Origin of the sequence: Halomonas sp. YLB-10 (assembly GCF_003856855.1) — a bacterium.
Classification (GTDB): Bacteria; Pseudomonadota; Gammaproteobacteria; order Pseudomonadales; family Halomonadaceae; genus Halomonas; species Halomonas litopenaei.
Window position 1 is genome coordinate 406,710 of the sequence record NZ_RRCU01000005.1, and the last position, 23,629, is coordinate 430,338.

At 59.3% G+C, this 23,629-nt stretch carries 18 protein-coding genes; 15 read left to right on the plus strand and 3 right to left on the minus strand.

The window, feature by feature from the left end; genetic code table 11:
* Positions 1–3 precede the first annotated feature (3 nt).
* Both fliG and fliF read right to left on the minus strand, forming a co-directional pair.
* Positions 4–1,008, minus strand: coding sequence for a flagellar motor switch protein FliG (gene fliG, locus EBB56_RS13945; RefSeq protein ID WP_045992434.1), 1,005 nt, complete (start codon positions 1,006–1,008; stop codon positions 4–6).
* Positions 1,001–2,725 (minus strand): flagellar basal-body MS-ring/collar protein FliF, encoded by a 1,725-nt coding sequence (fliF, locus tag EBB56_RS13950; protein ID WP_045992433.1) that lies wholly within the window; start codon positions 2,723–2,725, stop codon positions 1,001–1,003. The genes fliG and fliF overlap by 8 nt, the downstream gene beginning before the upstream one ends.
* A 254-nt stretch (positions 2,726–2,979) precedes the next feature.
* Here fliF and fliE point away from each other — a divergent pair, with 254 nt between their 5' ends.
* Positions 2,980–3,315: a flagellar hook-basal body complex protein FliE gene (fliE, locus tag EBB56_RS13955; protein ID WP_045992432.1), complete on the plus strand. Its 336-nt coding sequence runs from the start codon at positions 2,980–2,982 to the stop codon at positions 3,313–3,315.
* Here fliE and EBB56_RS21905 read toward each other — a convergent pair.
* Positions 3,285–3,452, minus strand: coding sequence for a hypothetical protein (locus tag EBB56_RS21905; protein WP_185696442.1), 168 nt, complete (start codon positions 3,450–3,452; stop codon positions 3,285–3,287). The genes fliE and EBB56_RS21905 overlap by 31 nt on opposite strands.
* A gap of 73 nt (positions 3,453–3,525) precedes the next feature.
* Between EBB56_RS21905 and EBB56_RS13960 the strand changes: the two genes are divergently transcribed.
* From EBB56_RS13960 to EBB56_RS14025, 14 genes are all read left to right on the plus strand, one after another.
* Positions 3,526–5,205: a methyl-accepting chemotaxis protein gene (locus tag EBB56_RS13960; protein WP_124804624.1), complete on the plus strand. Its 1,680-nt coding sequence runs from the start codon at positions 3,526–3,528 to the stop codon at positions 5,203–5,205.
* Positions 5,206–5,389: 184 nt separating this feature from the next.
* Positions 5,390–7,258, plus strand: coding sequence for a methyl-accepting chemotaxis protein (locus EBB56_RS13965; protein WP_124804625.1), 1,869 nt, complete (start codon positions 5,390–5,392; stop codon positions 7,256–7,258).
* 1,400 nt (positions 7,259–8,658) lie between these two features.
* Positions 8,659–9,573 carry a sulfate adenylyltransferase subunit CysD gene (gene cysD / locus EBB56_RS13970; RefSeq protein ID WP_045992429.1) on the plus strand — a complete coding sequence of 305 codons (915 nt, stop codon included), beginning with the start codon at positions 8,659–8,661 and terminating at the stop codon, positions 9,571–9,573.
* 243 nt (positions 9,574–9,816) lie between these two features.
* On the plus strand, positions 9,817–11,730 hold the full coding sequence (cysN, locus tag EBB56_RS13975; protein WP_124804626.1) for a sulfate adenylyltransferase subunit CysN: 1,914 nt from the start codon (positions 9,817–9,819) through the stop codon (positions 11,728–11,730).
* 236 nt (positions 11,731–11,966) lie between these two features.
* Positions 11,967–12,254, plus strand: coding sequence for a DVU3141 family protein (locus EBB56_RS22400; protein WP_221621186.1), 288 nt, complete (start codon positions 11,967–11,969; stop codon positions 12,252–12,254).
* A gap of 92 nt (positions 12,255–12,346) precedes the next feature.
* Complete coding sequence (locus EBB56_RS13985; protein ID WP_409360212.1) at positions 12,347–13,993, plus strand: polysaccharide biosynthesis/export family protein; 1,647 nt, start codon at positions 12,347–12,349, stop codon at positions 13,991–13,993.
* 11 nt (positions 13,994–14,004) lie between these two features.
* A complete protein-coding gene (locus tag EBB56_RS13990) occupies positions 14,005–14,811 on the plus strand; it encodes an ABC transporter permease (protein WP_045992426.1) in 807 nt (268 codons plus the stop codon).
* On the plus strand, positions 14,808–15,860 hold the full coding sequence (locus EBB56_RS13995; protein WP_124804629.1) for an ABC transporter ATP-binding protein: 1,053 nt from the start codon (positions 14,808–14,810) through the stop codon (positions 15,858–15,860). Before EBB56_RS13990 ends, EBB56_RS13995 begins: the two co-directional genes overlap by 4 nt.
* Before the next feature lie 173 nt (positions 15,861–16,033).
* On the plus strand, positions 16,034–17,056 hold the full coding sequence (locus EBB56_RS14000; protein WP_260425365.1) for a chain-length determining protein: 1,023 nt from the start codon (positions 16,034–16,036) through the stop codon (positions 17,054–17,056).
* Between the two features lie 181 nt (positions 17,057–17,237).
* The gene (rfbB, locus tag EBB56_RS14005) at positions 17,238–18,305 is read left to right on the plus strand and encodes a dTDP-glucose 4,6-dehydratase (RefSeq protein ID WP_185696443.1); all 1,068 of its coding nucleotides are present in this window, start codon (positions 17,238–17,240) and stop codon (positions 18,303–18,305) included.
* Positions 18,302–19,183 carry a dTDP-4-dehydrorhamnose reductase gene (gene rfbD, locus EBB56_RS14010; protein WP_124804631.1) on the plus strand — a complete coding sequence of 294 codons (882 nt, stop codon included), beginning with the start codon at positions 18,302–18,304 and terminating at the stop codon, positions 19,181–19,183. The genes rfbB and rfbD overlap by 4 nt, the downstream gene beginning before the upstream one ends.
* A 44-nt stretch (positions 19,184–19,227) precedes the next feature.
* A complete protein-coding gene (rfbA, locus tag EBB56_RS14015) occupies positions 19,228–20,115 on the plus strand; it encodes a glucose-1-phosphate thymidylyltransferase RfbA (protein ID WP_124804632.1) in 888 nt (295 codons plus the stop codon).
* A gap of 30 nt (positions 20,116–20,145) precedes the next feature.
* On the plus strand, positions 20,146–20,688 hold the full coding sequence (gene rfbC / locus EBB56_RS14020) for a dTDP-4-dehydrorhamnose 3,5-epimerase (protein ID WP_108132204.1): 543 nt from the start codon (positions 20,146–20,148) through the stop codon (positions 20,686–20,688).
* Between the two features lie 108 nt (positions 20,689–20,796).
* Positions 20,797–23,601: a glycosyltransferase family 2 protein gene (locus EBB56_RS14025; RefSeq protein WP_124804633.1), complete on the plus strand. Its 2,805-nt coding sequence runs from the start codon at positions 20,797–20,799 to the stop codon at positions 23,599–23,601.
* The last annotated feature ends 28 nt before the right edge of the window (positions 23,602–23,629 follow it).

Genomic DNA, 23,629 nt, shown 5'->3' on the forward strand with positions numbered 1-23,629 from the left:
GTCCTAGACATAGGCTTCGTCGCCTCCGCTGAGCACGATTTCGCCGTTGTCGGCCAGGCGACGCACCACCTGCAGGATGGCCTTCTGCTCGGTCTCCACCTGGGAGATACGAATGGGCCCTCTGGCGTCCATGTCTTCCTGCAGCAGGTCGGCGGCGCGCTGGGACATGTTGACCAGGAACTTGGCCTTGAGCGTTTCCGGGGCTCCCTTGAGCGCGATGACCAGGCTGTTGGTCTCGATCTCCTTGAGCAACAGCTGGATGCTGCGGTCGTCCAGGTCGCCGATGTTCTCGAACAGGAACATCTCGTCGATGATCTTCTGAGCCAGGTCCTCGCTGTGGGCGCGCACGGTGTCGATGGCGGCCTCTTCCTGGGTGGTGTTCATCAGGTTGAGGATCTCCGCCGCGGTACGTACACCACCCATCTTGCTGCGTTTGAGGTTCTGGCCGTCGAGCATGCTGGTGAGCACTTCGGTGAGTTCCTGCAGTGCCGCCGGCTGGACGCCGCTGAAGGTGGCGATGCGCAGCACCACATCGTTGCGCTGCTTGTCGTCGAACAGCTCGAGCACGTCGGCCGCCTGGTGGCGCTCGAGGTGCACAAGCACGGTGGCGATGATCTGTGGATGCTCGTCACGGATCAGCTCCGCCACCATGGACGGCTCCATCAGGTTGAGGGCGTCGATGCCGCTGCTGGTGCCGGCGGTTTCGAGGACGTCCTCGATCAGGCTGGAGGCCCGTTCGGTGCCGAGCGCCTTGGTCAGCACCGAGCGGATGTGCTCGCTGGAGTTCATGTTGAGACCGATGAACTCCTCGGTCTCGGTGTGGAAGTCGTGCAGCACGCGACGCATCTCTTCGTGGGAGATCTGCCCGAGCTGGGTCATCTCCCTTGATAGCTGCTGGATTTCCTTGGCATTGAGAAACTTGAACACTTCCGCCGCGCTGTCCTCGTCCAGGGCCAGCAGCAGTACGGCGCTGCGGCGGATGCCGCTCGAGGCTTCGATGTTAGTCATTGGCGTTCATCCAGCTGCGTACGATCATGGCGACCATGCGGGGATCTTCCTGGGCCAGCTCGCGCAGGTCGTTGAGGTTCTGTTCGTAGGCGCTGGCCTTGCGCCGGCGGCGGTTGTCGCGGCCGTAGGTGGCGTCCTCACCGTCGGTCGTCTCGCTGTCACCCTCGGACGCCTCTTCGTCGTCGCTCTCGTCGTCGCCGACCCGTGCCGAGAAGGCGCTGGGCATGGGGGCCGGGGCCACCGGAGCCTCGGTATAACGACGGATCAGCGGACGCAGCACGAGCAGGTAGAGCAGAGCGACGGCCAGGATGATCAGCAGATAGCGACCGAGTTCCTTGGCCAGTTGATGGACCATCGGGTCCTGCCACCAGGTGGGGGCTGCGACCTCGGGTGCCTGGGCGAAAGCACTGTTGACCACCGACAGGGCGTCGCCGCGGCTTTCCGAGAAGCCCATGGCCTGACGCACCAGTGCCTCGATCTCGGCGAGTTGTTCCGCTGACAGGGGGGTGAGAGTGGCTTCGCCTTGCTCATCGACGCCGTCCTGGTAGTTCACCACCACCGCGGCGGACAGGCGTTCGATGCCTCCCTTCTGGTACTGCACATGTGATACCTGTCGATCCAGCTCGTAGTTGGTGACGTCATCGCGCCGCAGGCGTTGCGGTGACGCCTCTTCCTGTTCGGCGGTATCGGCGGCGGCCTCGTCGTTGTCCTGCTGCGCGGCATCACCGTTGTCGATGGGTGACGCGGCGGTACCTGGCGCGGTGTTGCTCAGGGCGCCGGGAATGCCGCTGGCCAGGTCACCCTGGCCATTGATGTCCAGGCTGGTCTGGCGACTGCGGACCGCCGCCTGTGCGGGCGGCTGGTTCGGGGTATAGCGCTCCTGGGTCTCTTCACGCTGGGAGAAGTCGATCTGGGCGGTGACCTGGGCACGCACGTTGGCATGGCCGACCAGCGGCGCCAGGATGTCCTCGATGCGCCGCTGGTAGGAACGCTCGATTTCGGCGACGTAGTCCAGCTGTGAGCCGTCCAGCCCCAGCCCACCAGCGTCGGCAGATGACAGCAGGCGCCCGTTCTGGTCGATCACGGTGACGTCTTCACCGGCCAGGTCGGGCACGCTGGAAGAGACCAGGTGGACCATGGCGGCCACCTGACCCTCGCCGACACGTCGGCCAGGCTCGAGTGTCAGCACCACCGAAGCCTTGGCCGGCTGACGCTCGCGTACGAACACCGAGTCCTTGGCCAGGGCCAGATGGACACGGGCGTTGGCCACCGGACCCAACGAGGCGATGGATCTGGCCAGCTCGCCTTCCAGGCCGCGCTGGTAGTTGATCTGCTCGGCGAACTGACTGATACCGAAGGCCTGATCCTGCATCAGTTCGAGGCCGACGTTGCCGCCGTGGGGCAGGCCCTGTTCGGCAAGCTGCAGGCGCAGGGTGTGCAGCTGGTCGTCCGGCACCATCAAGGCGTGGCCGCCGGCGGAAAAGCGATAAGGCACCCCGCGGCTATCGAGTTCGGTGATGATGGCGCCGCCGTCGGCTTCGCTGAGATTGCTGAACAGGACTCGATACTGTGGGCGCGAGGCCCACATCACCAGGGCAATGATCAGAGCAATCGCGGCGGCGCCCCCGATCATCAAGGGAATCAGGGGTTTGCCGCGTAAGCGGGACGTTAGCCCGGACAGGGGGCCGGAGCTTGAGGCGGAGGCCGCTGAGCTCATGGACGACTCCCGTCGGGGGACGGCAAATGGGGGCTGTTCATTGGCATGACCGGTGGTCCGTGGGTCGGGTGGCCGCGGGCGGTGCCCGGTTCTGTGTTGATGCCCATTATCCCGGGGCTGTGGCCAGCCAATGATCGAAATAGCCCATGTTTTGACGGCCATTTGCTTCGATGACGGTGCGCTCGCTCTTGTTAGGCTTGCTGTCGTGGAGGCGATGCGCCTCCGTCACCGGCCAACGAGACACAGGACCCGTCATGTCGACTCCCGCGATGCAATCGGCCCTTGCCCAGATGACCACCATGGCCCGCGAGGCCAGCCAGGTGTCGTCCCCGACACTGGGGGGCAACACCGAGGCGGCCCAGGCCGACGCCGGCTTCGCCGACGCCTTGAAGTCGTCGATCCAGCGCATCAACGAGCTCAAGGCCACCGCCGATTCGCAGGCCAAGGCCTTCCAGGCCGGGGTGCCGGGGGTCGAACTCAACGACGTCATGGTCGACATGCAGAAGGCCAGCGTGGCCTTTCAGATGGGCCAGCAGGTGCGCAATCGCCTGGTATCGGCCTACAGGGATGTGATGAACATGCAGGTGTAGGTGCCGCGCTCGGCTACCCCCTCGGCTACCCCCTCGGCTACCGCCTCGGCTACCCCCTCGGCTACCGCCTCGGCTACCCCCTCGGCTACCGCCTCGGCTACCGCCTCGGAGATCCCCCCATCGGCTGCCGACATCATTATGTAATGTTTTGCTGATATTCCTTCGGCACCCGCTCGCCCGAGAAGCGGGGCAACCAGGGATATTCGCTCCATGACGTCTTTTCGAACGCTCTCCATACGTGCCAGCGGGCTGCTGGCGTTGTCTCTCTTTCTGATATTGATGGTCGGACTGGGTGGGCTGGGCCTTTACGCCAACCAGCAAGGACGAGAGGCTTTCGATGTAATGCGCGACGAGCACGTCGGTCAGTTCCGTCTGCTTAATCTTGCCCAGACCAGGGTCTTTCGTTCACGCGTCGAGATGGATCGGGCGGCCAGGCTGACGCGGGTGCCGTCTTTCGATCGACCGGGTCCGGTGATCGCTTCTGCCGAGACGCTGCTGAGCGAGGCCAGGGAGGCCTTCGAGGCCTTCATGGCGATCGATGTCGGCGAGGCCCAGGCAGACAACAAGGCGACGCTCGAGCGCCACTTCCGCTCGCTGGTATCCACCGGCCTGGAACTGCAGCTGATGTTGCTCAAGGAGGAAGACCTTGGCGCCTATGATTCGGGCCAGGCTCGACTGACCAGCATGAGCCAGGCCTTTGTCGATAGCGTGGAGGCCTTTTCCACCCTGGCGCTGGAGCAGGAAGAGGGACTGGCTGCCGGCTTCAGGCACCTGGCAGACAGCATGAACCTGGCCCTGGCGGCGGCGCTCACCCTGGCCCTGGTGTTGGCCATGGCAATGGCTCTGACGGTTCGACGCTACCTGCTGGTCCCGTTGAAGCAGCTGCTGGAACACTTCGAGGCGATGGCCCAGGGCCGACTCGAGCGTCGCTTGCCCGATATGGGCAGCAGCGAAGTGGGCCAGCTGTATCGGGGCGTGGAGTCACTGCGACGGGCGTTGGTGAAGAACATTCGCGGGATTCGCGAGACCAGCGATGACCTGCGTCACAATGCCGAACGCATGCTCGATGATGGTCGCGAACTGGCCACCCGCACCCAGCGCCAGGCGTCGGCCCTGGAGCAGACGGTCGCCAGCCTCGAGCAATTGACGGCGACGGTGGCCCAGACGGTGCAGCATCTGGGGGACGCCAACCGCCTGGCGGGCGATGTGGGCAAGCGTGCCAGCAAGGGCAGTGAGGGCGTTGCCGCGGTGGCGGCGGCCATGGACGAGATCCAGCGCCATGCCGACCAGGTGCAGGCGATGGTCAAGTTGATCGATGATATTGCCTTTCAGACCAACCTGCTGGCCCTCAATGCCTCGGTGGAGGCTGCCCGTGCTGGCGAGCACGGCAGAGGCTTCGCGGTGGTAGCGGCGGAGGTGCGCGGCCTGGCGGCGCGCAGCGCCGAAGCGGCCGGCGAGATTCGCAGCCTGACCGGTGCTTCCAGCAAGAGCGTGGCCGATGGCGCGAGGCAGTCCCGCGCCGCCGATCTGTCGATCCAGGGGATAGCGGCGGCAGTCGGGCAGTTGGGGGGCCGAATCGCAGAACTGGAACAGGCCGCCGGAGAGCAGCATCAGGGCCTCGATCAGATTCATCGGGCGATGGCCGAGATCGATGCTGTCACCCAGCGCAACGCCCAGATGGTCGAGCGCTCACGGGAGGAAGCCGAACGTCTGACCGGCACCGCCCTGGCGCTGGGGCAGTCCAGCGCGCACATGCAGCTGTCCGACGAAGACGACGACACCTGCATCGGCGAGATGACGCTAAAAACGCGGCGCTCGTGGTGGCGGGGGCTGCAGGCCTGGCGCGAGCGCCGGCAGGCCAGACGATTCGCGCAGGGTGTCAGTGCCTGACGGGCGCGGCCCGTTTCCCTATCGTCGATGAGTCGCTCGGGAGCCATTCGGGAGCCGTCCGGGAGCCATTCGGAAGGCGAAAGGGGGTAATCGTCAAACTTGGGCTAAAGAGGCATTCTCGATGGCCGATAGTCGCTTGTGTCGACCTTGCAGCCGCAAGGCGTAACCCTTGACAGAGAGCGACATGATTCATTCCTTGAGATTTCGGCTCCTGCTGACCACCGTGGCCGTCATAGTGGTGGCCCTGGCCATCAATGGAGCGGTCAACCTCAGCATTCTGCATCACCATCAGGAGCGCCAGGATGCGCAGCAGCTGGCCTCGGTCGCCGAAGGCAATCGGGTGGCCATCGATGAGTGGGTGTCGAGCCACGCACGCCAGCTCGAGGCACTGGCGCCGGCAGTGTCCGATGCCGAACCCCTGGCGGCGCTGCTGCAGTTGCAGGCCGGTGGCGGCTTTCTCACCACCTATCTGGCCGAGGCCGCGAGCGGAGATGTGATCTTCTCCGACGGCTGGGATGCCCCCGCAGACTATGATCCGCGTCAGCGCCCCTGGTATCAGCAGGCCGTTGAGGCTGAAGCGACCGTGGTGACCCCTCCCTACAAGGATGCCAACACGGGGGGGCTGGTGGTGACCTTCGCCACGCCCTTCTTTAATGAGGGCAGGCTCGAGGCGGTGGCGGGTGGCGATATCACCATCGACGGTGTGATCGATGTGGTGGCCGACATCGCGCCGACGCCGAGCAGTTTTGCCTTCCTCGTCGATGGTGAGGGAGCCCTAGTGGCGCATCCTGATGCCACGCTGAGCCTGGCGCCGGCGACCGAGCTGTCTGCGCGTCTGACGCCGGATTTCCTGACGCAGCTGGGTGACCAGGCACGCCCTGTCACCGTAGACATCGGCGGACGGCAGCGCGAGCTTCTCGCCACGCCCATCAGCGGTACCGACTGGCGACTGGTGATTGCCCTGGACAGCCGGGAGGCCGGTGCCAGCCTTCAGCAGGTGACACAGGCAGCGCTCTGGACTCTGGTGATCGTCGGCCTGGTGGCACTGCTGCTGCTGAGCGTGCTGCTGACCCTCGCGCTCAAGCGACTGTCGATTGCGCGGGATGCCATGGCCGACGTCGCCAGTGGCAACGGAGACCTGACCCGCCGCCTGCCGGAGGACGGCAAGGATGAAGTGGCCCAGATCGCGAGTGCGTTCAATCGCTTCGTGTCGCGCATGGAGGCGGTGATGATCACCATCCGGGACAGCAGCGAGTCGGTGCGGGTCGCCGCCGGCGAGATCGCACTGGGAGGGCAGGACCTGTCGCGACGCAGCGAAACGACCGCATCGAGCCTGCAGCAGACCTCGGCATCGATCGAGGAGATCACCAGCACCGTGGCGCATACGGCGGCGGCCTCGCGCGATGCCAGGCGGCAGTCGGGGGAGGCCACCGACGTCGCCGAGCGAGGCGGTGAGGTGGTGGACCAGGTGGTGGACACCATGGAGTCGATCACCGAGTCCTCTGTGCAGATCGGCGCCATTGTCAAGGTGATGGATGGTATCGCCTTCCAGACCAACCTGCTGGCGCTCAATGCTTCGGTGGAGGCGGCCAGGGCCGGGGAGCATGGCCGTGGCTTCGCCGTGGTGGCCAGTGAGGTACGCCAACTGGCCACCCGGTCCGCCGAGGCTTCCCGTGAAATTCGTAGCTTGATCGAGACCTCCGGCGAGCGCGTGGCCAGCGGTACCGAGCTGGTGCGCCGTGCGGGCGAGACCATGGGCGAGATCGTTCAACAGGTCGGGCGCGTCACGTTGAGTCTGGACGAGATCAGCGTGGCGGCGGAAGAGCAGAGCGAAGGTATCGCACAGGTCAATATCGCGGTGGCGGAGCTGGACCGCATGTCGCAGCAGAACGCGAGTCTGGTCGAAGAGTCCTCTGCTGCCACCGAGCACCTGCTGGAACAGGCCGACCGACTGGGGCGGATGGTGGCAGGATTTACCCTGAGTGAGGCTGCCAGCTCTGCCTCAGCGCCGGCCAATCACCCCGAGCGGGTTGCCGCGCCAACCCCCGCTTGATGTCCTGATAGTGAGCCGGGGCCGGGTCTTTCCGGCCCCCGTTTCAATCCTCCTCTTCAACCTTCCACTTCAACCCTCCAGCTCCAGCCCAGGTTCTGCCCCCTGGCGGCGCAGAGCCTGAGTGGTTGCCCCGCCATGCTTGTTACCCCAGGCCAGCACGCCTCTCCATCTTGGGGCTTCTCGACGTGGGATGCCGGGGAGCGCGGTTTCCCTTGGTGGTCTCTCCCATGACCGGCCCCCCGCTATCTACTTTCTACCTTTCTCTGCCTCTACCTTTCTCTGTCCCTCTGTCCCTCTGTCCCTCTGTCCCTCTGTCCCTTTGGCCCTCCTGCCACTTTGGCCCTCTCTGCCTCTCTGTCCCTCTGTCCCTCCCCCTGTCCCTCTCTGCCTTCTGATTCTTGTGTTCCTCCGCGCCCTGCAGGGCGCCCGTCATCACGTGCCCGGTGATGGCGGAACGTCGATTGGGGGCCAGGAGGGCCTCCTTGAGAAGGATCAGACTGGAGGAAGCGCGCGCCTGGAGCGGCCTGGGAGCTAAAGTTCGGCACAGTTAATTGCCCTGCTCAATGGCAACTCCCTCATAAAAGCGGGCCTCCGGGCGCCCCCTTATGGCCTTGGCGCCGAGGCGGGGCGTTAGAAGCTTACATTTGTTGGATGCTGGCACTTCTGACGATCAAGAAATGTTCTGCGCCAAGATGGTGAAGTTTTAATGAAAAACAATACCGTCGAAGTTGATTAATAAAGTCTATGCCGGCCGTGCCTCACACCTAACCTAAATTCTCCAATGTTTACTTTAATTATTGTACCGAAGAACTAGGCACGAAGCTTTTAAATGTGCCGTAACGGAATTATTGCAACGAGCATGCTTTTTTCGGTCTTAGCTTTTTTATCATGTCTTTGATTTTTTTGACCTTTTGATGATTTTTTTGGCGTGTGTAGATTATGGCCTTTTAGATGTTTTTTTGTATTGCAGCATAGTTAAAGGGAGGCGGATTACTCTCTATGCAGTAACCGTTTATTGCCCGCCAATAACCTCGCCCGTGTCTGGATGGAGAAGTACAAAAACATTAGTATCGATGATTGTGATCAAGTGTTAATGAACCGTTATCAATGTTACTCGTCTGTTTGCTACCACGGTCGAGGGCAAAATTCGTTGAAGCAGGGCATGGGAAGGCGTCCGTGACATCCCGGGGCGGTAGCGTGCTTCATCGCCATCAGGTCCAGTGCCCCTCTCCTGCACCAACTCGCGGATCACATGCCGCGCCCACTCTCCGGTGCCTGGAGCCTTGGTGCTGCTGTGGGCGAATCGGGCCAACGGCTGCGGCTACGTCACGCGGGTCGAGTCGGCCGAGTCCACGCATTCAGCCGGCGAGTGTTTCCCTTTCCGAGGACTTCGATCCGTCATGGAACTACTACCCGATCGCCAGACACACCTCCGACAGCTGGAGGCCGAATCGATCCATATCATCAGAGAAGTCGCAGCCGAGTTCCGTTCTCCGGTCATGATGTACTCGATCGGCAAAGATTCATCGGTGATGCTGCATCTGGCGCGCAAGGCTTTCTTTCCCGGCACGCCCCCCTTTCCGTTGATGCACGTGAACACCACCTGGAAGTTCCGCGAGATGATCGCCTTTCGCGATCTCATGGCGAAGCAGTCCGGCATGGAGCTGATCGAGCATATCAATCAGGAGGGGGTCGCGGCCGATATCAATCCCTTTGATCACGGTAGCGCCAAGTATACCGACGTGATGAAGACCGCCGCTCTCAAGCAGGCACTTGATCACCATGGATTCGACGCAGCCTTTGGGGGTGCCCGCAGGGATGAGGAGGCGAGTCGTGCCAAGGAGCGCATCTTCTCCTTCCGTGACAGGCATCATCGGTGGGAGCCGAAGAGCCAGCGTCCCGAGTTGTGGAGCCTGTATAACGCCAAGGTGAACAAGGGGGAGTCGATTCGCGTCTTTCCTCTCTCCAACTGGACGGAACTGGATATCTGGCAATACATCTATCTCGAGGGAATCCCCATTGTGCCGTTGTACTACGCCGCACCGCGGCCAGTGGTGGAGCGGGATGGCATGACGATCATGGTCGACGACGACCGGCTACCGCTGCGGAAGGGCGAAACGCCCCAGGAGCGCTGGGTAAGATTCCGTACCCTCGGCTGTTATCCCCTGACCGGTGCGGTGGAATCTCGAGCCGCGACTCTCCCCGAAATCATCCAGGAAATGCTGCTGACGCGGACCAGCGAGCGCAGCGGTCGAGCCATCGATCATGATCAGGCGGGGTCGATGGAAAAGAAGAAGCGCGAGGGGTATTTCTAAATTAGTTGGAATAGATGTTCGCCTGCCGTCTTGTACTGAACTCGTGGATTGCCGATGGGGGGTGTTCCCGGGAAGGCGGCTACACCCATCGCTTCACCAGACGGCAAAGGCCGCGACTGCGTGGCTCGCCGCATTCCTCCACGCTCCGCTCTTCCAGTCTCCAGATTGCACTCCGGTTCAGCCCTAGTCTCCTCGGCATCCTTGTCCGGGTGCTGTGGCTTGCGCCTCTACCAGGAATTCGTCATGTCCCATCAATCCGAGCTGATCGCCAGCGACATCGAACGCTACCTGAAGGAACACGAGAACAAGGACCTGCTGCGCTTTATTACCTGCGGCAGTGTCGATGATGGCAAGTCCACTCTGATCGGGCGCCTGCTGCATGACTCCAAGATGATCTACGAGGATCAGCTGGCCGCCATCACCCAGGCATCTCGCACCAGCGGCACCACCGGTGACGAGGTGGATCTCGCGCTACTGGTGGATGGCCTGCAATCAGAGCGTGAGCAGGGGATCACCATCGATGTGGCCTATCGGTTCTTCTCCACCGAGAGACGCAAGTTCATCATTGCCGACACGCCGGGGCATGAGCAGTACACCCGCAACATGGCGACCGGCGCTTCCACGGCCAGTCTTGCGATCATACTGATTGATGCTCGACACGGTGTGCAGACCCAGACGCGTCGCCATAGCTTCATCTGCGACCTGCTGGGCATAGAGCACCTTGTGGTAGCGGTCAACAAGATGGATCTCGTGGCGTATGACGAAGATCGTTATCTGCAGATCGTCGACGAGTATCGGCACGTCATGGATCGACTCGAGGCCCGGGATATACATTTTGTCCCGCTGTCTGCGCTGAAAGGCGACAACGTGGTCGAGCCCAGCAGCGAGATGCCCTGGTATGACGGCCCCAGCCTGCTCACGCTGCTGGAAGAGGTCGAGATCAGGCACGACCAGAATCTGCGAGATGTGCGCTTGCCGGTTCAGTTCGTCAACCGCCCCAATCTGGATTTCCGGGGATACGCGGGCACCCTCAGCTCCGGTGTCTTGACTCCCGGACTGGCGGTCAAGGTGCTGCCGAGCGGTACCACCAGTCAGGTGAAGCGCATCGTTACCATGGATGGTGATCTCGATGCGGCATTTCCCGGGCAAGCGGTGACCATCACCTTGTGTGACGAGATCGATGCATCGCGCGGAGACTGGATCGTCGGGGTCGATGATCAGGTGCCGCTTCGGTCGGAATTCGTGGCCGATATTGTGTGGATGCACGAGTCCCCGTTGGAACCCGGGAAATTGTATGACATCAAGCTGGCCACTCGGGACCTTGCGGGAAAGGTTGTCGCCATCGACTACCTGGTGGACGTCAACACCCTGGAGCAACGGCATGGGGAGCAGCTGGATCTCAATGCTATCGCGCGTTGCCGTGTCGAGCTCACCACCGCGATACCTGTCGACGACTATCGTACCCACCCTGGCACGGGCTGCTTCATTCTGATCGACCGATTGAGCAATCTTACCGTCGGTGCCGGGATGATCCACAGTCCGTCGGATGCGGAGCTGCCCTACGAATTCCGCAAACACGACAGCAAGGCCAGCGTGGTGTGGAACCGCACCACGGTAACCCAGACCATGCGAGAGCGGATCAATGGCCACCGTGGCTGCTGCGTCTGGTTTACCGGGTTATCGGGCTCCGGCAAGTCGACCCTCGCCAATGCTCTGGAGGTGGAGCTCAATCGACGCGGGTATCACACCATGCTGCTGGATGGCGACAATGTCCGGCATGGGCTATGCAAGGACCTTGGCATGGGGGAGCAGGACAGGGCGGAGAATATTCGGCGAGTCGGTGAGGTTGCTCGGCTTTTCGCAGAGGCTGGGGTGATCGTTATTACCGCATTTATTTCGCCGTTTCGAGCAGATAGAGAGGCGGCCAGGGCGCTGTTTCTTAGCGATGATTTTGTCGAGGTGTTTGTCGATACGCCCCTGGATGTCTGTGAAGAGAGAGACCCTAAGGGACTGTATCAGAAGGCGAGGGAAGGCAAGATTCTGGATTTCACTGGCATCAATAGTCCTTATGAGGCGCCTGTGAAGCCAGAGGTTTCCGTCAACACCGAGATAATGAGCGAGCAAGATATTATTGCGAAATTGCTAAAACATCTGTAACAGTTATTCGTCGTTTATCGCATGACGACGTCGGGAATTTCGCTATGATTATGCTTCGATATTGCACGTTTTTAAGGTCGATTCCAGCCGATGGAAGGGCGCCTGAAAGGGCCTCGGGTTTTTCGAGGAAAAGCGTCTTTCGCCGGGGGGCCACGGTCACGCTTCTTCTTGCTACGGTGCTGATCACTGGCTGTGTTCAGCGTCCGCTTACCCAGCCGAACAGTGCCCAGGGGATCATGAGCGAGCCTTCCGGGATCCCTGCCTCCAGCGACTTGTCGCGGTTTCTTGCCCAAACCCCCGCCGGGAGCGCCACCACACTATCGAGTAGCCCCTGGGGAGCGAATGTGGAGGTGGTGGCTGACTCCCCCTACTTCTCTGCCAGCAGGCGCATATGTCGTCACTTGACAGTGACTCGCCGGAGCAACGGGGATCGACTGGCGGCCGTTGCCTGCAAGTCGGGAGAAGGCGCCTGGTTTACCAGTCGCCTGGTAACGGCGCTGTACAACGGAGCGGAGACCTGGTGATGACGATCATGGATGAACGGCTCGGCAGGGCGGTGCTGTATCTGGCAAGACGGCTGTCGTTGCCTGTGTTGTTACTGATGGTGAGCTGGTCGATGGCGAACTCGGTCGCTGCGCAGGGTATTGCCCTGCCGGACGATATCTTGCCTCAGGCCCGGGAGCAGACGGATGAAGGGACGATCAATGACTCGCCTCGCGCCAACTGGAGCAACGATCGCTATGGGCCGCCCTCCATACCGTCACCGATCGATGTGGAACTGCTTCCTCCCTTTGGCGCCAACCTCTTTACCGGTGGGTTTCGAGGCACCATGGCCGATGGGCTCAACCGTGACTATCGCATCAAACCTGGCGATCAGGTCACCCTGAGAGCATGGGGGGCGGTGGAATTCGATCGAGTGGTGCCCGTGGATGCCCAGGGCAATATCTTTCTCCCGTCGATCGGCCCCCTCGCCGTGCAGGGAATGAGCCATGGCCAGTTGGATGCTCGGGTTCGAGAAGCGATCCAGAGCATCTATCCCGAGAACGTGCAGGTGTACACCAACCTGCAAGGCGTTCAGCCCGTCGGTATCTATGTCACCGGCTATGTCCACAGCCCTGGACGTTACGCGGGCACCCCCTCGGATTCGATTCTGTACTTTCTCGATCAGGCCGGGGGGATCGACAACGCCCTTGGCAGCTATCGCAGCATCAGCCTGATGCGTCAGGGGCAACGCCTGGCCAGCTTCGATCTCTACGACTTTTTGCTGGATGGCAGGATCGCTCGGCCTCAGTTGCGCGACGGCGATACTATCGTGGTGGGAGAACGAGGCCCCTCCATCGCGGTGACCGGTGATGTGGAACGCGCCTACCGATACGAACTACAGTCTGGCCAGTTGAGTGGCAGTGATCTGGTAAGCCTGGCCCGCCTGAAGAGTGGCGTATCTCACGTATTGCTGCGCGGAGAGCGTGCAACAGGCCCGGTTGCCACCTACCTGACGCTCGACGAATTTCTCACGCGCCAGGTCCAGCCTGGTGATGAGGTGATCTTCAATGCAGATCATCAGGAAGGCACCATCGTGGTTGCCCTCGAGGGGAGTTTTCTGGGCCCATCGAGGTTTGCCCTGCCGCGAGATGCCCGGCTCGGAGAGTTGCTGGATGCCGTCGCCATCCTGTCCGACATGTCGGCCAGCCACAATGTTTCGATTCGCCGAGAAAGCGTAGCACGGCAGCAGAAAGAGGCGCTCGAGGATAGTCTCCGTCGTCTGGAGACGACCTATCTGGGAACATCGTCATCCACCGATGAGGAGGCCAGAATCAGGATTCGCGAGGCCGAGCTGATTCAGATGTTTGTGGCGCGGGCGCGACAGCTAGAACCCAGCGGTCGACTGGTGGTCGCCAGTGATCAAGGGGTTGCCGACATTCGGTTGCAGGACGGTGATGTCATTACGTTGCCGGAGGCCATGGATTCGGTGCTCATCAGCGGAGAGGTGGTCGTGCCACAGGCGGTGGTCTATCAGCCGGGTTCTGGTCTCGACCACTATCTTGATGCCGCTGGTGGTCTTACCCAGCGTGGCGATGAGGACAACATATTGGTGGTTCGCCAGAACGGCGCGGTGCGGAGTGCCGACGATATCACCCTGCGTGCAGGAGACGAGATTCTGGTGATGCCGGCTGTCCCCACCAAGAATCTTCAGTTGGCAACCAGCCTGACCCAGATCCTTTATCAGATTGCCGTGGCCACCAAGGTGGCGATCGATCTCTAGAGGGGGGCAGCATGTCGATGATTGGCAACTCCGTGCAACGCCACCCCTGGGTGGTGACGCGTAGCGTCTGGTACGCCATGTTCCTGCGAGAGGCCATTGCGCGCACCATGTCGGATCGCCTGGGCTGGTTCTGGATGGTCGCGGAACCTGTGTTCTTCACACTGATCATGGTGGCCATCCGCAGTCTCATCCGCGGAGACGCCCTTATCGTGGGAGCCCCTTTCATCCCGTGGATGGTGGTCGGACTCATGGGATTTTTTCTGGTTCGCGAAGGGATGATTAGAGGGCTGGGAGCCATCAAGGCCAACCAGGCGCTGTTCGCCTATCGGCAGGTCAGGCCCGTGGACCCGGTGTTGGTGCGCAACGCCCTGGAGGGGCTTCTGCGATCACTGATATTTCTCTTGTTCATCTTCGGCGGCATGTTGCTCAAGGTCGAGGCGCTGGCACCTGACGACGCCCTGTTGGCACTGGCGTGGTGGCTCTCGCTCTGGCTGCTGGGCCTGGCGCTTGGGCTAATTGTCTCCGTGCTTGCCACCCTCATCGCCGAGGTGGCGATCGTGCTACGGATGATGATCATGCCATTGTTGATCCTATCCGGTGTCATTTTCCCGATCCATCACATGCCCCACTGGATGCGTGAGTACCTGTTGCTCAACCCGATTGTTCATGGTCTGGAGCGACTACGTGGCGGTTTTTTTGAAGGGTATTGGCAGGTCCCTGGTACCAGTGCCCCCTATTACTGGATGGTGACACTGGCACTGCTGTCACTAGGATTGATGCTACACCTTCGGTTTCGACATCGGCTGATGGCGCAATGATCCAGATAGAACACCTCTACAAGCGCTATCACCATCACAAGGTCAGGGACTGGGTGTTGAAGGATATCAACCTGACCATCCCCCACGGCGTAAGCGTTGGAGTGTTGGGGAGAAATGGCGCGGGAAAGTCGACCCTGCTGCGATTGATTGCCGGCATGGATACGGCTGAAAGGGGCTCTATCCGGCGCGATGCTCGGGTCTCCTGGCCGATGGGACTGGCCGGAGGTTTTCAGGGGGCCTTGAGTGGCCGTCAGAACGTCAAGTTTGTTGCCCGTGTCCATGGTGGTGGTCGTGACGTCGGAGCCATCATCGACAAGGTGCAGGAATTTGCAGAGCTCGGGCCGGCCTTCGATGACCCGATTCGTACTTACTCCTCCGGGATGCGTGCGCGACTCAATTTTGGTCTGTCGCTGGCGTTTGATTTCGATGTCTATCTGTCTGACGAGGCGACCTCGGTGGGCGATCGGGTATTCAAGGCCAAGGCGACCCGTGCCTTCAAGGACAGGGTCAATCGCGCAAGCCTGGTCATGGTCTCCCACAGCGAAGGCATACTGCGCGAACTGTGCCAGGCAGGCATCTATCTGAAGCATGGCGAGGCGTTCTGGTTTGACGATATCAGAGACGCCATTCGCAGCTATCACCAGGACAGTGACAGCAAGGCCAAGGCCACCGGCGGCCCCGGCAATGGGCCACGCCACGATGGCAAGCCGCAAGCACCCCGGTATCCGTCACCTGCGCCGACACCGGGTATCGACACAATGTCCCTGGATACGCTCAAGGCATTGCTGGGCAAGCGCAGACAGCAGCTGGAGCGTATCCAGAAGCGCCTCGATGCTCTGGAGATGGGGCGTGAGAACGCAGACGAACTGGTCGACCCGAGGGTCCGTCAGGAGCTCATCGCTCGCCTTCACCTGGCGAAGCAGCGCTTGCATGAGGTTCGTCGCGCGGTACAGACGAAAAAGCGGGCCGCACCCGCGAGCAGCAAGGACGATTCGGGGAAGGATTCGCGGAAGGATTCGGAGAAGGGGTCCGAGAAGAAAGAACGGTAGCCACCAGGCGATGGCAAGGCGTCGCTCACTGAGGACTAGATCCCGACGGTGGTGCTCGTATTCAGAGGCGTCCGGATGCCCCGCGACGTCGCTCCAGCAAGGAAGCCAAGATAATGTTGCGATGGATTGCTCGGCAGCCCCATTGGGCATTTGCCTGCCTGTCGATATTGGCCATGTCCTTCTACTGGCTAGTCTGGGCAGAGGATCGGTACGTATCCGAGGCCGTCGTGGTACTGGAAAGCCCACAGATCGCTGCCCCAACCTTCGACTTTTCGAGCCTGCTTTCCGGTGCCAGCGTCGACAGCGATATGTTGCTTTTGCGGGAGTATCTGCTTTCTGTGGATATGCTCAAGAAGGCTGATGAACGGCTCGACCTGAGGTCTCATTACAGTGAGAACGGTGACTTTCCTGCTCGTCTGTGGGACGCCGAGGCTCCCATCGAAGACCTTCACGAGTATTACCTGAGTCGCGTTGAGGTGACGCTCGATGACTACGCAGGGGTCCTGAAGCTGGAGGTCCAGGGCTTCTCTCCCGAGTTTGCCCAGCAACTGACCTCGCTTTTACTGGCGGAAGGTGAAGCTCACATGAATGCCATGGGGCAGCGCCTGGCTCAGGATCAGGTACGGTTCCTCGAGCTTCAGGTAGAGCGCCTGTCCGATCGGTTGGATCAGACACGCACGGATCTCCTGGACTATCAGAACGAGCATGGTCTGGTGTCTCCTACCTCGACCGTGGACAGCCTCAACCAGGTGGTGGCCAGTCTGGAAGGTGAGCTGGCAAGACTGGAAGCCCGGCGTAGTGCCTTGGCCAGCTTTTCCAGCCAGCGTTCATCGGACATGGTGAGAGTCGAGAGCGAAATCACTGCGCTGCGTCGTCAGATCGATCAGGAGCGTGAGCGACTGGCAAAGGCCACAGGAGACTCCCTCAACCGCCTGTCCTCCGAGTATCAGCGGCTCGAGCTGCGGGCTCGCTTTGCCCAAGAGACCTATGCCAGCGCTCTCGGTGCATTGGAGGGCACGCGCATCGAGGCTGCTCGCAAGCTTAAGCAGATCAGTATCTTGCAGAGCCCTCTATTGCCCGAGTACGCCACGCGTCCAGAGCGCCTCTACAACCTGACCATCTTTGTGATCGTCACTCTGTTCCTTTCCTTCATTGCCAGCATGCTGTGGCTGATCGTCCAGGACCACAGAGACTGACGCTCTTCCTGATGGAACTACCGATAGCTGTCGTCGGACGGCTGCCGCAATGAAGCCCTTCATGTTGAAGAGCTCAGGGCTCACGCTTCCTGTCATCCTCTCTTCCTTCCCGCCCGTACGCCATTTCTAGCGTCCTCCCTGGCGGGGCGGGCAGAATTTCCAGTCCTCTCGGGGTTCTTTCATGATCAAGACGTTTCTCGTGACCGGTGGTGCCGGTTTTATCGGCTCGGCCGTGGTGAGGGAGTTGATTACCCACACCCCTCATCGTGTCGTCAATGTGGACAAGCTGACCTATGCCGGCAATCTGGCATCCGTAGCGTCTGTCGCCTCCGATCCTCGCTATATCTTCGAGAGAGCGGACATCTGTGATGGCGCGGCAATGAGCAGAATTCTGGACAAGTACCGCCCCGATGTGGTGATGCATCTGGCCGCAGAAAGCCACGTTGATCGCTCCATCGACGGGCCTCGCGCCTTTATTCAGACCAATGTGGTGGGCACTCTGGTATTGCTCGAGGCGGTACGTGGGTACTGGGAAGGAATCAGGCAACAGGACAGCGACAAGGCCGATGGTTTTCGGTTTCACCACATCTCCACCGACGAAGTCTACGGAGACCTCGAGAATGATGGCAGCCTGTTCACCGAACAGACCCCCTACGCGCCTAGTTCGCCCTACTCGGCCAGCAAGGCGGGATCGGATCACCTGGTGCGGGCGTGGACGCGCACCTATGGCTTGCCTTGCCTGGTGACCAATTGTTCAAACAACTATGGTCCGTTTCACTTTCCTGAAAAACTGATTCCTCTGATGATCCTCAATGCGCTGCATGGAGAGGCTCTTCCTGTCTACGGTGATGGTGGACAGGTACGAGACTGGCTCTTTGTCGAGGACCATGCGCGCGCCCTCGTGCTGGTTGCCAGCGAGGGAAAGGTTGGAGATACCTACAACATTGGTGGCCATAACGAGAAAACCAACCTCGAAGTGGTACACACAATCTGTGACCTGTTGACGGAAATGGCTCCGGACAAGGGCGAATATCGTGATCTGATCACCTACGTCGCCGACAGGCCTGGCCACGACCGGCGCTATGCCATCGATGCATCCTACATTCAGCACACGTTGGCCTGGGAGCCACGAGAGACTTTCGAGTCTGGCCTTCGCAAGACAGTGTCCTGGTATCTGGCCAACGAGTCGTGGTGGAAGGCGGTGCAGGATGGTAGCTACCGGGCCGAGCGCCTGGGGGTGTTGTCATGAGTGGGCTCTTGCTTGGTGCCTCGGGCCAGGTGGGCCATGAGCTTCACAAGGCGCTAGCCATCCATCTGGATCTTCATGCGCCTGACCGCAGGACCCTGGATCTGACCGACCTTGATGCGGTGAAACGCTGTCTGGACCACTATCGCCCCCAGTGGGTGATCAATGCTGCTGCCTACACCGCGGTGGACCAGGCAGAGACCGATACGGCGACTGCCTTTCGACTCAATGCAGAGCTGCCTGGCTGTCTCGCACGCTATTGTGCCGATCACGGGGCACTGTTGACGCACTATTCCAGCGACTACGTCTATCCAGGCGATGCCATTCGGCCCTGGACGGAAGATAGTCCAACCGACCCTTTATCTTGCTACGGCCAGTCCAAGCTTGCCGGCGACGAGGCGGTGCTCGCCAGTAGATGCGACGCACAAATCTTCCGGACAAGTTGGGTTTACAGCGCCAGGGGCAACAACTTCATGAAGACCATGCTGCGTCTGGGGCGGGAGCGGGCGTCCCTGGCAATTGTCGACGATCAGGTGGGGGCCCCTACGCCCGCACGCCTGATTGCTGACGTGACCTTGCATGGGTGGCAAGTCTACCGCTCTCGTCCCGAACTGACCGGGCTCTACCATCTGGCACCACGGGGCTTCGTGTCCTGGTATGACTTTGCCCGAGAGATTTTTCGTCTCGCCCGTCTGCACGGCCTTCCTCTCATGCTCTGCGACGACCAGCTGTCTCGACTGGCGACGAAGGACTATCCCACACCAGCAAAGCGTCCACCCAACTCCCGGCTGTCGGTCTCTCGTCTTGAGAACGCCTTCGACATCTCGCTCCCTGACTGGAGGGGACAGTTGTCTCTCACCATGAAGGACTACCTAAGGTAGGCCTGCCGCCGCAAGGCGTTGTCCGAAAACTAGAGGTTACCGCCATGAATCGGAAGGGAATCATCCTTGCCGGAGGCTCCGGTACGAGACTTCACCCCATTACCCATGGGGTCTCAAAACAGCTTCTCCCTGTCTACGACAAGCCGATGATCTACTATCCGCTCTCGGTGCTAATGTTGGCAGGAATAAGAGAAATACTGGTGATATCTACACCGGATGATCTACCAGTCTACCGTCAGCTGCTCGGTACCGGTGACCAATTTGGTGTTTCCTTGTCCTACGAAGAGCAGCCAAAGCCAGAGGGACTGGCCCAGGCTTTTATTATCGGCGAGAAGTTTATTGGTGATTCTCCTGTCTGTCTCGTCCTTGGCGATAATATCTTCCACGGACAACACTTTTCCGAGCAACTTCTGAGAGCCTCCGACCAGGCTCGAGGTGCCACAGTGTTCGGTTATTTCGTCAAAGACCCGGAACGCTTTGGTGTTGTCGAGTTTGATGAGAAAGGGCGTGCGGTCTCTATTGAGGAAAAGCCCAAAAAACCAAAGTCATCCTATGCGGTGACGGGCTTGTACTTTTATGACAACTCCGTGGTGGACATCGCGCGGAGCGTCAAGCCATCGGCTCGGGGAGAGTTGGAGATAACCTCGATCAACAATGAATATCTACACCGTGGTGAACTTCACGTAGAGCGTTTGGGGAGAGGATTTGCCTGGTTGGATACAGGTACTCATGACAGTTTACTTGAGGCAGCGCAGTACGTGCAGACAGTCGAACATCGACAGGGGCTGAAGATAGCCTGTCTGGAAGAGATTGCCTGGACTCAAGGCTGGATCAGTGACGAGTTCCTGCTTTCACAGGCAAACAGCCTTTCCAAAACAGGATACGGGGAATACCTGCTACAGCTTCTGGCCGCGAAGGCTGTTGGTCAGTGACAAGGCTACCTGATGGTGGAGGTGACGTGCATGAAAGTTGAAAGGCTGGCTATTCCTGATGTCGTGCTATTTACGCCAAAAGTGTTCGGTGACGAAAGAGGTTTCTTTATGGAAACCTTTCGCCAGGAAACATTTGATGAAGTCTGTGGTGAACACAAGTTTGTTCAGGACAACCATAGTAGGTCGAGTCGATCGATACTCAGGGGACTGCATTATCAGCTGAAGCATCCCCAGGGAAAGCTGGTGAGAGTAGTCAGGGGAGAGGTATTCGACGTAGCCGTTGATATGCGAACGTCCAGTGCCACCTATGGTAAGTGGGTAGGCGTTTTCTTGAACGAAGACAACCGGCAGATGCTCTGGGTACCACCTGGTTTTGCACATGGTTTCTACGTTACCAGTGATGATGCCGAGTTTGTATACAAGTGTACTGACTATTACGCGCCTTCAGACGAAATGTCGGTGCACTGGGCAGATACTATCCTGTCAATCGACTGGCCATTGGACAACATTGAGCCACGAGTTTCCGATAAGGATGCTCGAGGGATGTCGTTTGTCGAGGCTCCTGGCTACTAGTAATTGCCTGAGGAAGTAGACGTGGTAGAACATGAACCAAGAAGCGGCCCTCCCTCTTCGCAATCACCACACTTGGCTACACTGGCGTTGTCGGCACGCCTGAGGCGAATGCAGACTTCCTTCAGTTGGCGAGCGACCAAACCGCTGCGAGATCTCGGTGGGTTGTATCACAAGTACATCAAAAAATGCTCCCGCATGGACTTGTTGCCGATCTATGAACTGGAGCTGATGACCCGCAATAACAAGGTGGTCTGGGTATCTCGCGGTGGAGATCCACAGTTCCTGCTCACCCCGATCAATCCCGCTGTGCTTCGCCAAGGTGGATGGTTCAGTCTCGAATACGACTTTTCGGCGACTCAGGCAGTGGATCAGTGTCTCTATATTGATTATGGCGATGGTTTCCAGGCAGATATCGTGTGGGCCCGTCATGTGGAAAAGAGCGGCCACCAGAGCCTGGTCATTTACTTGCCGATGGGAACACAGGCATTGCGGCTGGACCCGATGACTCGACCTGGAGAGTTCCGGTTGGAGGATCCGGTGCTGAAAAAGATCGAGACGCCACAGATCCCGCACCCTTGGTCGGGGCTGGATGGATATCTGAAGTGCTGCGAAGGCTGTGAATTTACGCTTGCCGCTGCCCAGCAGCTCGAGCGCCGCCTGGAAGGGGAATTCCATTGGCGTTCCCACGGCACCGATCCGGCCTTCGTCGTTCGTCATCGCCGAGGTCGAGTCATCGAGCCTGGGTGGTGTCGTATCGAATTCGTTCTCAGTGGCGAGTATCAGCACCAGGTCGCCAAGCTATATATCGATCATGGAGAGGGCTTCAGTGAAACTCACGCCTATCCCATACCCTTCCAGTCAGGGAAACTGGCGACAAGGGTGATTCAGCTTGAGCGAAGTATTGTCAACATACGCTTTGACCCATGGGAGCGGGAAGGAAGCTTCCGGCTGGAGCGACTATGCATCGACAATGTCGATGCCGAAGAGGCTTGGGATGCGATTGCCGGGCGTCTTGTCGAGACTGCTCCTGAGTACACGCACTTGAAAAAGGCCGAGGTCCTTGCGGGAGTGGGTAGGTCTACTCCGGAAACGGATGAAGGTGGCGGGTCGGCAAAGAAAGCCGAGTTGGCGGATGCCGAGGACGACGCCGCACGCGAGGCCCGTCTTCTCGAAGAGTACGCGGAAACCTTTATCGTCAACGAGGCCGAACTCTCCTACCAGAAATGGATAGATGAGGTAGAAGTCAATGGCCTGCCGAGCTCTGAAACCATCCGCAGCTATCTTGAGGGCCTTGAGAGTCCTGCATTAATTTCGGTGTTGGTGCCGGTTTACAATACCGATGAAACGCTTCTGAAAGCTTGCATCGACTCGGTCATCGCACAGTCTTATCCCCACTGGGAGCTTTGCCTTGTGGATGATGCCTCTCCATCACCACATGTCGAAAAAGTCCTCAGGCACTATGCCAGCAAGGATAAACGCGTAAAAATACATTTTCGGCCGGATAATGGGCATATTTCCAAGACAACTAATGACGCCCTGTCGATGGCCACTGGTGACTATCTGGCATTGCTCGATCACGATGATGAATTGGCCAAAGATGCGTTGTACTTTATTGCAAAAGAGCTGGAAAAGAATCCCGATGCCCAGTTGATCTACAGTGATGAAGACAAGATCGATGTTCAGGGCATGCGCTGCGAGCCTCACTTCAAGCCAGACTGGAACATCGACCTTCTCTATTCGCAAAACTATGTTTCTCATCTTGGCGTATACCGACGTTCGTTGATCGAGAAAATTGGGGGTTTTCGAGTCGGGGTAGAGGGATCGCAAGACTATGATCTGGTGCTGCGTTGCATACCACACCTGACCGCTGGCTCAATTTCCCACGTTCCCAGAGTTCTCTATCACTGGCGCGCTATCGAGGGTTCGACAGCACTGGCTGAAGAGGGCAAGGATTACACGACCTCAGCTGGTGTAAAGGCGCTGAAAGACCATATTGAAGGAATAGCAGATGGGCGTGCGATTGTAGAGCAGGGGATTGTGGGAAATACCTATCGTGTGCGTTGGCCTATTCCTGAGCCGGCACCGTTGGTGAGCATGTTGATTCCTACGAGAGACAAGAAGGACGTCACAGAACTGGCAGTGCGCAGCATCCTGGAGAAGTCACGTTATACAGACTACGAGATTATTCTCCTTGATAATGGCAGTGTCGAGCCAGAGACGCATGAATTTTTTGAAAAAATTCAGGTTGAAGACTCCAGGGTAAGCGTTCTCAGGTACGACCACCCCTTCAACTACTCAGCTATCAATAATTTTGGTGCAGAGCATGCCAAGGGAAGCATCATTGGTTTGGTAAATAATGATGTTGAAGTGATCAATGGAAACTGGCTCGGGGAGATGGTTTCTCATGCCTGTCGCGAGGATGTCGGCTGTGTCGGCGCAAAACTATACTATGGGAATGACACCATTCAGCACGCAGGCGTCATCGTTGGGCTTGGCGGAGTAGCAGGGCACTCTCACAAGCACTTTCCTCGAGAGTCCGGCGGTTATTTCAACCGTTTGAAGGTGGTCCAGTCTGTATCTGCCGTGACAGCGGCGTGTCTGCTCGTGAGAAAGTCGGTGTATGAGGAAGTCGGAGGCCTGAACGAACAGGACCTCAAGGTCGCATTCAATGACGTTGATTTCTGCCTGAAGGTGCTCGATGCCGGGTATCGTAATATCTGGACCCCATACGCTGAATTGTATCACCACGAATCCATCAGTCGTGGAGCAGAAGATAACCCAGAAAAAGTTGCCAGATTCAACACCGAGATAGATTACATGCAGAAGGCCTGGGGAAAAATAATCGAACACGACCCCAGCTACAGCCCATGCCTCACAAGAAGCCGAGAAGACTTCTCCATCGGAGGTCGTTGATGGCTTTCTTGATGGGTCGTCGTATTCG